Consider the following 13,958-nt stretch of genomic DNA (forward strand, 5'->3'; position numbering starts at 1 on the left):
GATTAGGTGCTTACATCACGATTGAAAGAGAGAAGTGAAAAATCTTGTCCTTTCGCCTAAAAAATGAAACCTTTTTATAACATTTTCGTAAAGAATTATTAAGTAGAATATTTAGTCATAGCGTAATGCTATGCTATGATAAAGGTAGACAGTTATCATTGGTTTAAAATTAGGAAGTGGAGAAAATGAATAAAGACTATTATACAATCAATAATGTTATCCTTCCTTTGTCTACGGAAAATTGGTTTGATATTCTATTAAAGCCAGTTAAAGAACGACCGCTACACGATACGAGTAACCGCATTTTTACGTTCGGTCAGGCTGTAGTAAAATTACTTGGAATACCAGTAGACGAGGATGAATATTATAATCAGCTTTTCGATTGGATAAATAAAGATAATACAGGCTTACATTTACTGACAGATGAATCGCTTGATCGGACGATTGATAATCAGCATTTTCAATCTATTCAAAAAGTATTTAATCGGATGCAGGAGCAAAATTTATCCATTAATCGTTTTGTTGCTTTTCTAGATGGAGAAAATGTGTTGATAAAATCCTCTATTCCTGCCATTCATAGAAAATTGAGAGAGAGCTTTATTAAAGTCATTCAGCATTTTTCAGAAGTGGAAGAAAACGGCTTGAAAAATAATGATTTAAGAAGATTAGTAGTTGATATAATAAAATGGTCCATCAATCATTTACAACCAGCTATAGAAGAAAGCCAATTAAATGAAAATATGCCTAAATTTCTTTGGTATGGTGATGCCAATAAAAGTCAGTCATATTTTATTTACTATCTTCTTACCTTTGGTTGTGACATCGTCATTGTACATCCTAATGGGGATGACATTCTAGAAAAATTAAAATTGGATAAGGAATTATTTTTTCAACATCAATACCCACGAATGAAAGAACCTGAAAGTTTTCCTAAAGAAGAACGAAAAAGAACAGCAACTGTAGCATATCGAGCGTCAAGGGAGATTGAGAGTATTCTTCACCATGAAGGTTCCAATCTTTATAAACCGTGGCAATTTAGAGAATATCTACCGATTTCCATTACATTAAAAACTACGTATGATGAAATCTTTCTTCTTGAGAAAGAACCGGCAATGATTCGTCCAAACTTTGATGTTAAAAATGGAGAAGTGCATATCCCGTCTGTTTTTGCTAAAATATTTGGTGTAAGTAAGAATCGAAAAGAGTACTGGGATCGAATCCATGCTATCGTGAATAAAGAGGAAACTTTATTAATTCGAAGTTTTCCGTTCACAAGAGCTATTATTAGTGATTTTCGATACCATTATCGCGGTGCACTTGGAACAGATGGTATACTTGATCCAGATAAGATGATGGCAGCACATTATTGGAAGTATAAACAGTTGCCAGCAGGTTTGCAGAAAGGAATAGCTGCTGCTATATCAAGAGTTTGCACAAGGACATCTCTGAAGAAGCTGGCTAATGAATCAGACGAAGATGTAGCGATTTTTCTGTTTTCACAATGCTTATTAATACCGGATGATTTCTTGAAAATGTTGCAAAAGTTTGATTACGCACAAGAAGTACCAAGTATCGTACTGTTTAAAACAGAGCAAAATGGTGTGTTTACAAGAGAAGATGCAGCCTTGCTGCTATTAATGAACACACTTGGTGTAGATATTATTATTTATAATCCTGCAGGACATGTAGACATGGAGAACTATACAAAAGATACATTATTTGATGTACACTGGCTTGAGGATATGGTGTTTGACATGGAATATAAAGAACCATCCTTTTTAAAAAGGGGTATATTTAGCGGATTTTTAAAGAATAGAAAAGGAGAATAAAAGATGAATATGCAACCATCAAATGTAAATAATGCAGACAATCAAGTTGCAGAGATATTAACAGAAGAAAAAGTGTCGGAAATAAAGTTAGCGCTTAGAAATGAGCCAGAAGTACAGAAATTGGCACAGTCGATTGACGAAAAGGATCAAATTCAAATACTCGAATTCGGGAAGGAACCTGCAACGCAAATCTCAAAATTCTCTGATAAAATCCTTAATAATATGAGAACTACTAAAGTAGAAGACTCTGGCGAATTATTGAAACAGCTTGGTAGAATCATGGATAAATTTGACAAAAAGGATTTTGAAGAGTCATCAAAGGGTTTTTTTGGCAAACTGTTTAAAAAAAGTGAAAAAATAATGGAAAAGCTTTTTGGAAAATACCAGTCTATGGGACAAGAGATAGATAAAGTCTATGTAGAAATTTCAAAATATCAAAATGAAATGGTTGATTCTACAACGATGCTCGATGAAATGTACGAGCAAAATTATCAATATTATTTAACATTAGAAAAATATGCTGTAGCAGGAGGCATGAAATCGGAAGAATTAAAGACCCATGTACTTCCTCAACTTGAGGCGAAAGCAGTTGCTGGTGATCAATTAGCAGGAATGCAGCTTGATACCTTAAGAAATGCAATAGAGCTCTTAGATCAGCGTGTTTACGATTTGGAAATGGCAAAAATGGTTGCCTTACAAACTGCTCCTCAAATACGCTTATTACAAAGAGGAAACACTAAATTAATTGGTAAGATCAATTCAGCATTTGTGACGACTATACCTATTTTTAAAAATGGTCTTATTCAAGCTGTTGCAGCCAAAAGACAGAAGTTAGTTGCAGACAGCATGAGTGAATTGGATAGAAGAACAAATGAAATGCTGGTGAAAAACGCTCAAAATATCTCCCAGCAAAGTGTAGATATTGCAAGGCTTGCAGGCAGCCCGAGCATTAAGATTGAGACAATTGAAGAATCATGGAATATTATTATCAAAGGAATGCAGGAAACAAAAACGATTGAAGAAGAAAATAAACGCTTAAGAGAAGAAGGAACAAAAAAATTAGAAGAATTGCAAAATAACTTCAAGCAAATGAAGCTTCAAGGGTAATTCAGACTTCATTTATGAGCCAATTTATTAAAGTATTTGACTAACAGTGTTGATTGTAGTGACTTCATTTTATTCTATAGGTAGTTAAGTTGAAAACATAGGGTTGGTTAAGTAAGTACGTCTTTCTTCCTTATGAATGCCTGTTTTCTCTGCAATCAACACATTTCTTTTAATAGCAAATTTCTTTTGGAAGTTAGCATGGATTAATATTATTTCATTTATTGAAAGCTTTAAAAAAAGTTTGATAACAAATATTACTACCATACATAGGAGTGAGAATCATGGCAATTAATTTACAAAAAGGACAAAGAGTTGATTTAACAAAGGGAAATCCAGGATTAAGTAAAATTTTAATTGGTCTTGGCTGGGATCCAGTTCAGCAAAATAAAGGCGGAGGGCTTTTAGGATCTTTATTTGGTGGTGGTTCGACAGCAAGTATTGATTGTGATGCTTCTGTCATTATGGTCAATGAACAGGGGAAGGTTCAAGCAAATAATGATGTTATCTATTTTGGAAATTTAAAAAGCCGCGATGGTAGTGTCCACCATTCAGGAGATAACCTAACAGGTGACGGTGATGGGGATGATGAACAAATAAATATTGAATTAAATAAGGTGCCATCACATATTCAAAAGTTAATATTTGTTGTAAATATATATGATGCAGTGAAAAGAAGACAACATTTTGGCATGATTCAAAATGCTTTTATTCGAATCGTCAATCCTTTATCCAATCAATCGCTTATTCACTACAACTTGACAGATGATTATGCAGGTAAGACTAGTTTGATAGTCGGTGAATTATATAGACATGGACAAGATTGGAAGTTTGCGGCAATTGGTACAGGGACAAACGCAGGTAGTCTAGGTGAAGTTGTTAAATCTTATTCCTAATTTTGTCAAATAGGCACAAAAAAGCTGCTGTCTATAAATCAATCTATTATTCAGATATGGGGGAATAGAAATGAGTATTAATCTTTCTAAAGGACAACGAATTGATTTAACAAAAACAAATCCAGGGTTAACTAGAGCTATCATTGGGTTGGGCTGGGATATTAACCAGTACGATGGTGGAACTGGCTTTGATTTAGATGCGTCAGCTTTTATGGCAAATGAAAACGGCAAGGTTATTAATGACGAGGATTTTATTTTTTATAATAATCTTGTCCATCCAAGCGGTGGAGTGGAGCATACTGGTGATAATCGCACGGGTGAGGGAGATGGAGATGACGAACAAATCATTATTGATTTTACGAAGATTCCTCTTCACGTTAATAAAATCGGCATTGCTGTTACTATTCATGATGCAGAATCAAGAAGACAAAACTTTGGACAAGTTTCCAATGCGTTTGTACGTGTCGTAAATGAAGATAATAATATAGAAATCCTACGCTTTGACTTAGGGGAAGATTTTTCTGTCGAGACAGCTGTTATCGTTTGTGAGCTTTACAAACATAATGGGGAATGGAAATTTAATGCCATAGGAAGTGGATTTTCAGGAGGACTTGCCGCCCTGTGCCGTAATTATGGATTAGAAGTTTAACTAGAATTGTAAGTCTTTAAAAAGAGTCATATCCCAAAAGAATGAAAGTAGAAGAATTGCAAAAAGATTCTTCTATCCATTCTTTTGGATTTTTTTATGAAGAATTTAGGTAATTTTATCTAGTTTTTGAGATTCCTAACCTATGCTATAATTTTAGTAGAATAGGTTTCTCCTCTCTTTCTTATTTTTAGAAAGAACATAGAGAGATTAGTTGTGGGGGATATGGATGAGATGGCTCAAAAGAATAGCACCATTATGTATGATAGCAGCAACGAGCATTTTGATGGGAAACTCCCAGCTTCCGAATAATGAAATATACTTAAAAAACTTATCTGAACTAACCATTATTAAGGCGAATTTATCCCTAGAAGCAAAAGAAAACTTAGGAAATATGATAATTTTGCCAGAAGAATCTTATGATCAAGAAGAAGCAGCTGCAATAATTGAAAGATTAAATCAATTGCCTTCTACTCTATTAAATAAGGTGCAATCTAGGGGAATAAAAGTAAAATTATTTACTGGAAAATTAACAGATAATAAGACAGCACAGAAATTTGCTGGAATTATTCCAAGGGGCTACACCTCTCAAAAGACGTGGGATGATGTTCCTGGTATTGGTGGCGGGAAAGTGGTTCTTGTAAAAATAGGTGCGAGTGAAAAGGGACAAGGGCACAGCTCTGTTAATTTAGAATATCATGAATTGGCTCATTCCATTGATTATAAAGTTCTAAACAATGCGAGCAAAACAGAAGCATATAGATTAGTTTGGAACGAGGAAAAAGGGAAGTTATTTCCTAATAGACAATACTTTCTTCAATATGCAGAAGAATATTTCGCAGAAACATTTGCCATGTTTTATATGGGAGGAAAGGAAAAGGAAACACTTTCGCAACTAGCTCCGAAAACATATCAGTATATCGCTACAATACAATAAGCTTGTAGGGAATCGCAATTTAATATAAAGGGTGTATAAAATGAGACAATATTTAGATCTATGTAAGCATGTTTTAACAAATGGTGTAAAAAAAGAAGATCGAACTGGAACTGGAACTATTAGTACCTTTGGATATCAAATGAGGTTTGATCTTTCAGAAGGATTTCCATTAATTACAACGAAAAAGCTGCATTTACGTTCCATAATTTATGAGTTGCTTTGGTTTTTAAATGGCGATACAAATGTGAAATATTTACAAGATCATAATGTTCGAATTTGGAATGAATGGGCAGATGAGCAAGGTAACTTAGGCCCAGTTTATGGACATCAATGGCGCTCTTGGACGACAAGAGAAGGGAACACAATTGACCAAATATCTGAATTGATTCATGCAATCAAGACAAATCCAGATTCTAGAAGATTAATTATTAGTGCATGGAACGTTGGGGACATGGAGAAAATGGCTTTGCCACCATGTCATTGTCTTTTTCAATTTTATGTTGCAGATGGTAAATTATCTTGTCAACTGTACCAGCGTTCAGCAGATGTATTTCTTGGAGTGCCTTTTAATATTGCTTCTTACGCTCTGCTTACACATATGATCGCCCAAGTTTGTGATTTAGAGGTAGGAGAATTTATTCATTCCTTTGGAGATGTTCATATCTATACAAATCATGTTGAGCAGGTAAAACTTCAGTTAACGAGAGATCCAAAGACATTACCACAGTTGAAAATGAATAAAGACGTAAAAGATATTTTTTCCTTTAAATATGAAGATTTTGAAATCGTTAATTATGAAGCACATCCCCATATTAAAGGGGTGGTCAGTGTATGATTTCCTTAATTGTTGCAATGGATAGAAATAATGTTATTGGTTTGAATAATCAATTGCCATGGCATTTGCCAGAGGATTTAAAGTATTTCAAAAAAATAACGACAGGGCATCCAATTGTGATGGGGAGAAAAACAAGGGACTCAATCGGCAGAAATCTTCCAAATCGTGAAAATGTCGTTATTACGAGAAATCAAGGGTATATTTGTGAAGGATGTACAATATTCTATTCGATTGATGAATTTTATAAATGGAGTAAAGCCCATCAGGAGGAAGAAATATTTGTAATTGGTGGTGCTGAGCTTTTTGCAGAAACATTAAGCGAAACAGACCGATTATACATTACACGAATCGACCATGAATTTGAAGGAAATACCTTTTTTCCTGCTTTAAATTGGCATGAATGGAAACTTGTAAGTGAACAAAAAGGGATAGTAAATGACAAAAACTTGTATCCTCATGTGTTTTATGTCTATGAAAGAGCGGAATAATAAGAAAAAGGAAGGCGAATTCGCCTTCCTTTTTCTTATAGAAAGATTGTAGTAATCTTTTATATTAATTAAACATAGAGATATACACAAAAATACATTAAAGCACTGCCAGCTAAAACAAAAATATGCCAAATGGCATGAAAGTAGGGGATTTTTTGCATGACATAAAATACACTACCAACAGTATAAAGCAGGCCACCTCCAATGAGAAACAGGAAACCAGTCATTCCAATTGCATGATAAAGTGGCACGATTGCCATCACAATTAGCCAGCCCATAATAACATAGAGGATTGTTGATGTTACAATATATTTTTTGACATAGTAACATTTAAAGACAATCCCAATAATAGCTAATGCCCAAACAATCCCAAAAAGGGTCCAGCCTAAGCTACCACGAATGGCAACTAAAACAAAGGGAGTATATGTTCCTGCGATTAGAAGATAGATGGATGAATGATCCAATATCTCGAAAAAATCCTTTACTTTTTCATGGGTAATACTATGCAATAATGTGGAGCATAGATAGAGGATAATCATGGAAGCACCAAAAATGGAAAAACTTACAATTCTCCATGGGTTAGCAGTTTCAGCTGCATTTAAAATAAGCATTACTAAAGCGGGAATGCTCATAAGTAATCCAATACCATGGGTTATACTGTTGGCTATCTCTTCTTTTAGCGAAAAATCTTTTATTGAAAAATTCATAAATGAAAGTCACTCCTTATTCTTTCATTGTAAGGTATTACTTCCATAAAAACAAACAAATACAGCGATGAATTTATTGGGAAAAATTCTACGCAATCAAAATATATGAAAAAAAAGAAAATTTAAAATTTTATTAGGAGAAAGCGAAAAATTCATGGTATAATGTACGAATTAAAATGGTTAGAAATGAGGGTGTGGAAATGGAACAAAATGTAATGAAAAAATGGGTGCAATTGGAGGATATTATTATTGCATACCAAGGAATTAAAGACATAGTAGCCCATACTCCCTTACAAAAAAATTATCGATTATCTGAAAAATATGATTGCAATGTTTATTTAAAAAGGGAAGATCTACAGCATGTGCGTTCCTTTAAATTAAGGGGTGCATTTTATTCGATGAAGATGCTAGAAATAGAAAAAATGAAAAATGGTGTTGTTTGTGCAAGTGCAGGAAACCATGCTCAAGGTGTAGCATATTCTTGTCGTTATTTAAATGTTCATGGGAAAATTTTCATGCCAGCTACAACGCCTAAACAAAAGGTTACGCAGGTTAAAATGTTTGGGAAGGAAAATGTGGAGATTATTTTAACTGGTGATACATTTGATGATTCCTATGTAGAAGCAGTTGCTTGTGCAGAAGCAGAAGAAAGAGCATTTATTCATCCATTTAATGATGAGAATGTCATTGCAGGGCAAGGAACGATGGCCATTGAAATGATGAATGATATTGATGTTCCAATTGATTATGTTTTTGCAAGCATTGGTGGCGGCGGTTTAATGGCAGGATTAAGTACATACATGAAAAGCGTTTCTCCATTAACTCAAATGATTGGTGTGGAGCCAGCTGGTGCACCTTCGATGAAAGAAGCCTTAATTAGAAATAAGGTAGTAACACTAAATAAGATTGATAAATTTGTTGATGGTGCAGCAGTCAAAAGTGTTGGACAAAAGAATTTTGAAATCTGTAGAGATTATGTTGATGATATTGTTTTAGTGCCTGAGGGAAAAGTTTGTACGTCTATTCTTTCTTTATATAATGAGCATGCTATCGTTGCCGAACCAGCAGGAGCTTTGCCAGTTGCTGCCCTCGATTTATATAAAGAAAAGATAAAAGGGAAAAACATTGTACTTGTAATTAGCGGTGGAAATAACGATATTGATCGTATGCAGGATATTAAAGAACGTTCTCTACTATATGAGGGATTGTTATATCACTTCATTGTAAATTTCCCCCAAAGAGCAGGTGCGCTTAGAGAATTTTTAGATGATGTGTTAGGACCCGATGATGATATTGTCCGGTTTGAATATGCCAAAAAGAATAATAAAGAGAATGGTCCAGCGCTTGTTGGCTTAGAGCTGAAGAATAGGGATGACTATAAAGGACTAATTGAAAGAATGGATAAAAAAGGTTTTCCTTACACGGAAGTGAATAGAGATTCTAATTTATTTCATTTGCTCGTCTAACATCTAAAGTAATCGGTAATGGCCATGCGTGAGAAATTTAATCATGCATGGCCATTTTTTTAACTATTTTTAACATGAAACAAGGACAAGTAGAAATAATTTTCTAAATGCGTACACATATTTTATTCTTAAAGAAACATCAAGGATATGTGATAAAATTCACAGGTTACGAAAAGTATAATTTGTGGTATAGTGAATAGTATATGCTCAAAAAATAAAATCAATAGAGTGAGCATAGGAAAATCCTAAAAAATAAATGTATAATAAAGTAAGCGTTTTAATGAAAAAATGAATGACAAATAGGGACGTGTGAAATGAAAAAAATTAAAATTGTAACAGATTCAACAGTTGATTTATCGAAGGAAATATTAGAAAAATATGAAATTGAGGTAATATCTTTATCAATTTATATTAATAATAAATCATATTTGGATAGGGTGGATATTACCCCTGCTGAATTTATTGATAAAATGATGGAATCAGATGAATTGCCTAAAACTTCACAGCCTTCTGTTGGCACTTTCATTGAAAAATATGATGAACTTGCTGATAAAGGGTATGATATTATATCCATTCATATGACAGGCGGTATGAGTGGGACGGTAGAATCAGCTAAAAGTGCGAGCCAATTAACAAAGGCGAGTGTCTTTGTAGTAGACTCTGAGTTTATTTCAAAGGGGTTATCTTTTCAAGTATTAGAAGCTGCAAAAATGGTGCAAAATGGACATAATGTAGCGGAAATATTGCAAAGATTAAATCATGTGAAAAAGCATACGAAACTTTTTGTAGTAGTCGATACATTAGAGAATTTAATGAAGGGCGGAAGAATTGGAAAAGGAAAAGCTTTTCTAGGCTCTTTACTAAATATTAAGCCAATCGCAACGCTTGAGGAAGGTGTATATACACCTATTGCAAAAGTTAGAAGTCGCTCCCAAGCAGTAAAGTATTTAGTAGGTGCATTTGTAGAAGACAGTCTTGGCAAGAAAATTAAAAGTGTAGGAATTACACATGCTGGTAGTCTTGAAGTTGCCATTAAATTGAAGGAAGCAATAGAAAAGGCCACTGGATTTAATAAAGTGGATATAGATTATACTACACCTGTTATTTCAACACATACAGGACCCGGAGCTATTGGTTTCAGCTACTATATTGAATAGCAATCTTACCAACTTGATAAGATTTTAGATGCATTTATAAAAGAGGCTGGGACATAAGTATTTCAATCAACAACAAACACGAACTATAATGTAATTTAATTACATTATAGTTCGTGTTTGTTTTATAGAAAAAGGTTTAAAAACGAAGTGAAATGGAGCGGAGGACGCTCGACTCCTGCGGGAATAAGAGACGCTTTAGACCCCGCAGCGCAGCGAGGAGGCTTAGCTTCCTCCCCGGCGCATCGAGCGTCCGTAGCGCAATGGAACGACTTAGTTTTTACACTTAACTAGATTTAAAAACATAGATAACCATCATGAGAAAGTAGCTTTATTTAAGAGATAAATTAAAGATTGTTCGTCTTTAAAGATTAGTTATTTAGTTTTGTCCCAGCTTCTTTTATTCTGACAATAGTGGAAAAAAAGGAAATAAATCTTCTATGACAGGTGAACGTATTTGTAGAAAATGGGAGAAATGAAACTAGAGAAGTGGATTCAGGCTGCGACTCTTAGCAACAAACTTTACAAAACTTAGCCTATTAAATAAAAAAATGGAGTAATTAAAGGGAATTTAAGCGAAAATGTCGAATCAAGATAATAATTATATTTAGGCACACTTATAAGTAAAGCAGTGTATTTAATTGTGAAATTGTGTGTTAAAAGCATTAGATATAACCTTGGTACTGTCAATATTTTTGTGTAAATGACTTTTCAACTTCTCAAGGTAGATGATCACCTTCGTATTCAAATAGATTTGTTCGAAGTGTTGATTTGGGTGTCTAGGAAAGGGCTAGCCCTTTCCTAGACACCCAAATTTCGCGCTGGCACGTCCCGGTTAGTTTGTCGGTTCATGTAGCTGCTCAAACATCTCTTCCAACTCTGCACGTGCCTGATTGAAGCCGATGTGACAGCGTGAGGCGAAACGTTGATTGTAGTCCTCGAACTGCGTCACTAAAAAACGTTCCAGTGATTCTTCGTTCGGAAACTGTTCCTTGCGCTTTGTATATTTTTTGATTTGCTTATTGAACGACTCAATTAAATTGGTCGAGTAGATGCTTCGCCAAATTGCTTTTGGAAACTGATAAAACGTCAGTAAATACGGGTTATTTAGTAAGCCTTGTGTAACTTTTTTGTACGATTTGCTCCATTTCTCGCAGAACTGCCCAAGTGCTAGCTCAGCTGCTTCGGCGTCCTTTGCCTGGTGAATCATTTTAAAATCTTCGCAGACTTCCTTGCGATCCTCTACGCGTACTTTATGCATAATATTGCGACCGACATGAACTAAACAGACTTGATATTTTGCTTTTGGAAACACAGTGAAAACAGCGTCTGCCATGCCTTTTAAGCCGTCTGATACGAATAATAAGACGTCTTCTACACCACGGTCTTTCAGCTCTTCTAGTAGCTCTTGCCAGTTGTAAGCAGACTCTGTTGGGGCAATCGTATAAGCGAGTACCTCTTTAGAGCCGTCTTCGCGAATACCAACAGCGATATAGACAGCTTCTTTGGACACCGTATCACGACGCACGGCAATATACGTCGCATCTAAATACACGCATACGTAACGATTATGCAACGAACGGTTGTTAAATGCATCGACTGTTTCTGAAACCGCTTTTGTCATATTCGAAATCGTTTGAGGCGTATAGTGATGGCCGTACATTTTTTCGATTAACTGGGCAATTTCAGCCATCGTAATGCCTTTTTTAAACAGGTGAATCACCGTATCTTCAAGCGTATCATTCGAACGCTTATACGGAGCCACGGTCTGTTGTTTGAACTCACCATTGCGATCACGTGGAATTTGAATGGCTAAATCGCCGTACTCTGTGTGAAGCGTACGCGAATAAGACCCATTGCGTGAGTTGCCTGAATTAAAGCCAATACGGTCATATTTTTCATAATCTAGAAATTCCGTTAACTCTGTCACAAGTAGCGAGTTGATCGCCATTTCCAAGTGCGAACGAAAAACCTCGGTAATATCTTGTTTTTTTACTAGTGCATCGATAATTTCTGTTGTAAACTGATTCATAGGGAAGACCTCTTTTCTAGGATTGGTTGTGGTGACTTAATTCTACCAAGAGAAGGTCTTCCTTTTTACATGGAAATTTTCATTTACACAAAATATTTTATACTCTCATAACCTTATTGACTGATACAGACCAAGGAATATAAGAAATAGGTGGCCAGTATGATAAAAAAAATATGTAATATTCCGTTTGTGAATAAAAAACAAGTAGTATCTTTTTTTCTGCCTTTTTTCCTTTTAATTCTTTTTATGACATTCATTTTTTATTTTCATTATCAAGATTTAAAAATACATGTTGAAAATGATGGAGAAGAAGTTTTAACTTCATTAAGTAACAATGTTTCTTTTCAAATGAAATTATGGAAAAGTAATACTTCTAATCAAATTTTACAAAACGTGATCCATTCAACTGATTTTAACAATAAACTTTCAGAGATGCCGGAGAATATATATATATCAATAATAGAAGAAAATGAAGAACAGGCTCCTATAGCAGTTATTTCTCCCCAAGATTTAAAATTGGAAATCAATTATGTTAATACTTTAGCAGATAAAGCAATGGACGTTTACAATAAATCAATTGCATCGCATGATATGCAGCATAGTAGCATATACAGATTAAAGGAAGAGTATTATATGAGTTCCTTTACACCTATTAATGATGAAAATGGACAATTAGTCGGAATTATAGGGATGGACACGAAGATCAATGATCAATTCATTTTTTTTAAGAAGATAATCATTCAAACTGGTTTGTTTATTTTAATAAGTTATTTAATGATTTTTCTATACTTAAGAAGGTGGTTAAATAAAGTTCTTCGTCCTATAAATCAATTGATGATAAGTTTAAATGAATTAAGTTTCGGGAACTTCGAAGTAAAAATGGAATTAAGTGGAAATAAAGAATTGCAAAGCTTAATGCGAAATTTTAATGAAGTCGTTGATAATCTTGCCTCTCTTTTTTACAGATTGACAAATACGGCAAAGGAGCTTGGTACAATATCTAAGGATTTTCAATTAACAACAATGGAAGAAGCACTTAAGCAAATGGATAATATTGTCGAATCGATGAAGATGAATCGTGAGCTGCAAAAGGCAGAGAAAATGAATGCCGTTGGCCAGCTTGCGGCATCTGTTGCCCATGAGATCAGAAATCCAATGACGGTTGTCAAAGGTTTTTTACAAATATTTCATGCGAAAGAACATATGAGTGAAGAAGAAAGAACCTATATTAAATTGATGATTGAAGAAATGAATAGGGCCGAAACAATAATTAATGATTATTTATCACTAGCAAAGCCTGACGTTGAACAATCAAAGAAGATTGACGGAGCAGATTTAGCAAATAAAGTCATCGATCTAATGCATTCTTATGCAATGCTAAGTAAGGGAATTCACTTTAAGAAGAATATACAGCAAGTATACATAGAAGCTAATAATAATGAATTGAAGCAGGTATTAATAAATATTTTAAAAAATGCAATCGAAGCGATGAAAAATGGAGGGACTATAACCATTAATCTATATTCAACAATGAATGATGGCGTGTTTGAAATAGAGGACACTGGAATTGGAATGACAGATGAGGAGGTAAATCGGTTAGGAACAGCTTTTTATTCATTAAAAGAAAAAGGAACGGGAATGGGATTAATGGTCTGTTATCAAATGGTAGAACAAATGAAGGGCCGGATTGAAGTACAAAGTGAGAAGGGAAGAGGGACAATATTTAAGATTTATATCCCACTTTCTAAAAAGGATAGTCATAGTTGAGTTTAGACATGCAGCAATTCTACTTTAAATAAAAACGCTAAAATAAGAAGTGAAAAAGAGAGAAAGCGTTTCACTTTTTTTAAAATCGAATAATATG

The 13,958-nt window shown here is 34.3% G+C and carries 12 protein-coding genes; 10 read left to right on the plus strand and 2 right to left on the minus strand.

What is annotated here, in order from left to right; all coding sequences use genetic code 11:
- The first annotated feature begins 185 nt into the window (after positions 1 to 185).
- The 7 genes from ACWNMZ_RS14330 to ACWNMZ_RS14360 all read left to right on the plus strand — a co-directional run bounded on the left by ACWNMZ_RS14330 (position 186) and on the right by ACWNMZ_RS14360 (position 6,735).
- A complete protein-coding gene (locus tag ACWNMZ_RS14330) occupies positions 186 to 1,829 on the plus strand; it encodes a YceG family protein (RefSeq protein WP_031538145.1) in 1,644 nt (547 codons plus the stop codon).
- A 3-nt stretch (positions 1,830 to 1,832) separates the two neighbouring features.
- Positions 1,833 to 2,936 (plus strand): toxic anion resistance protein, encoded by a 1,104-nt coding sequence (locus ACWNMZ_RS14335; RefSeq protein WP_396953873.1) that lies wholly within the window; start codon positions 1,833 to 1,835, stop codon positions 2,934 to 2,936.
- A 281-nt stretch (positions 2,937 to 3,217) separates the two neighbouring features.
- Positions 3,218 to 3,829 carry a TerD family protein gene (locus ACWNMZ_RS14340; RefSeq protein ID WP_031538143.1) on the plus strand — a complete coding sequence of 204 codons (612 nt, stop codon included), beginning with the start codon at positions 3,218 to 3,220 and terminating at the stop codon, positions 3,827 to 3,829.
- A gap of 70 nt (positions 3,830 to 3,899) precedes the next feature.
- Positions 3,900 to 4,478 carry a TerD family protein gene (locus tag ACWNMZ_RS14345; protein ID WP_031538142.1) on the plus strand — a complete coding sequence of 193 codons (579 nt, stop codon included), beginning with the start codon at positions 3,900 to 3,902 and terminating at the stop codon, positions 4,476 to 4,478.
- A 226-nt stretch (positions 4,479 to 4,704) separates the two neighbouring features.
- Complete coding sequence (locus tag ACWNMZ_RS14350; protein ID WP_031538140.1) at positions 4,705 to 5,412, plus strand: anthrax toxin lethal factor-related metalloendopeptidase; 708 nt, start codon at positions 4,705 to 4,707, stop codon at positions 5,410 to 5,412.
- 40 nt (positions 5,413 to 5,452) lie between these two features.
- Positions 5,453 to 6,247 (plus strand): thymidylate synthase, encoded by a 795-nt coding sequence (locus tag ACWNMZ_RS14355; protein ID WP_031538139.1) that lies wholly within the window; start codon positions 5,453 to 5,455, stop codon positions 6,245 to 6,247.
- Positions 6,244 to 6,735, plus strand: coding sequence for a dihydrofolate reductase (locus ACWNMZ_RS14360; protein WP_031538138.1), 492 nt, complete (start codon positions 6,244 to 6,246; stop codon positions 6,733 to 6,735). The genes ACWNMZ_RS14355 and ACWNMZ_RS14360 overlap by 4 nt, the downstream gene beginning before the upstream one ends.
- A gap of 68 nt (positions 6,736 to 6,803) precedes the next feature.
- On the opposite strand, the gene trhA is transcribed toward ACWNMZ_RS14360, so the two are convergent.
- Positions 6,804 to 7,442, minus strand: a complete 639-nt coding sequence (trhA, locus tag ACWNMZ_RS14365) for a PAQR family membrane homeostasis protein TrhA (RefSeq protein ID WP_031538137.1) — start codon at positions 7,440 to 7,442, stop codon at positions 6,804 to 6,806.
- 200 nt (positions 7,443 to 7,642) lie between these two features.
- Here trhA and ilvA point away from each other — a divergent pair, with 200 nt between their 5' ends.
- Together ilvA and ACWNMZ_RS14375 are read left to right on the plus strand one after the other, a co-directional pair.
- Entirely contained in the window at positions 7,643 to 8,908 is a 1,266-nt protein-coding gene (gene ilvA / locus ACWNMZ_RS14370; RefSeq protein ID WP_031538136.1) for a threonine ammonia-lyase IlvA, read from the plus strand.
- A gap of 314 nt (positions 8,909 to 9,222) precedes the next feature.
- Entirely contained in the window at positions 9,223 to 10,065 is an 843-nt protein-coding gene (locus ACWNMZ_RS14375; RefSeq protein ID WP_031538135.1) for a DegV family protein, read from the plus strand.
- 832 nt (positions 10,066 to 10,897) lie between these two features.
- Here the strand turns inward: ACWNMZ_RS14375 and ACWNMZ_RS14380 are convergent.
- Positions 10,898 to 12,094, minus strand: a complete 1,197-nt coding sequence (locus tag ACWNMZ_RS14380) for an IS256 family transposase (RefSeq protein WP_031540362.1) — start codon at positions 12,092 to 12,094, stop codon at positions 10,898 to 10,900.
- 246 nt (positions 12,095 to 12,340) lie between these two features.
- Between ACWNMZ_RS14380 and ACWNMZ_RS14385 the strand changes: the two genes are divergently transcribed.
- The gene (locus tag ACWNMZ_RS14385; protein ID WP_449598665.1) at positions 12,341 to 13,861 is read left to right on the plus strand and encodes an ATP-binding protein; all 1,521 of its coding nucleotides are present in this window, start codon (positions 12,341 to 12,343) and stop codon (positions 13,859 to 13,861) included.
- The last annotated feature ends 97 nt before the right edge of the window (positions 13,862 to 13,958 follow it).

This window comes from Niallia sp. Marseille-Q9988 (genome assembly GCF_976954375.1).

What these genes read in the sequence shown, in the direction of transcription:
- ACWNMZ_RS14330 (WP_031538145.1), top strand. Translation starts at nt 186, where the DNA reads ATGAATAAAGACTATTATACAATCAATAATGTTATCCTTCCTTTGTCT.
- ACWNMZ_RS14335 (WP_396953873.1), top strand. Translation starts at nt 1,833, where the DNA reads ATGAATATGCAACCATCAAATGTAAATAATGCAGACAATCAAGTTGCA.
- ACWNMZ_RS14340 (WP_031538143.1), top strand. Translation starts at nt 3,218, where the DNA reads ATGGCAATTAATTTACAAAAAGGACAAAGAGTTGATTTAACAAAGGGA.
- ACWNMZ_RS14345 (WP_031538142.1), top strand. Translation starts at nt 3,900, where the DNA reads ATGAGTATTAATCTTTCTAAAGGACAACGAATTGATTTAACAAAAACA.
- ACWNMZ_RS14350 (WP_031538140.1), top strand. Translation starts at nt 4,705, where the DNA reads ATGAGATGGCTCAAAAGAATAGCACCATTATGTATGATAGCAGCAACG.
- ACWNMZ_RS14355 (WP_031538139.1), top strand. Translation starts at nt 5,453, where the DNA reads ATGAGACAATATTTAGATCTATGTAAGCATGTTTTAACAAATGGTGTA.
- ACWNMZ_RS14360 (WP_031538138.1), top strand. Translation starts at nt 6,244, where the DNA reads ATGATTTCCTTAATTGTTGCAATGGATAGAAATAATGTTATTGGTTTG.
- trhA (WP_031538137.1), bottom strand. Translation starts at nt 7,442, where the DNA reads ATGAATTTTTCAATAAAAGATTTTTCGCTAAAAGAAGAGATAGCCAAC.
- ilvA (WP_031538136.1), top strand. Translation starts at nt 7,643, where the DNA reads ATGGAACAAAATGTAATGAAAAAATGGGTGCAATTGGAGGATATTATT.
- ACWNMZ_RS14375 (WP_031538135.1), top strand. Translation starts at nt 9,223, where the DNA reads ATGAAAAAAATTAAAATTGTAACAGATTCAACAGTTGATTTATCGAAG.
- ACWNMZ_RS14380 (WP_031540362.1), bottom strand. Translation starts at nt 12,094, where the DNA reads ATGAATCAGTTTACAACAGAAATTATCGATGCACTAGTAAAAAAACAA.
- ACWNMZ_RS14385 (WP_449598665.1), top strand. Translation starts at nt 12,341, where the DNA reads ATGACATTCATTTTTTATTTTCATTATCAAGATTTAAAAATACATGTT.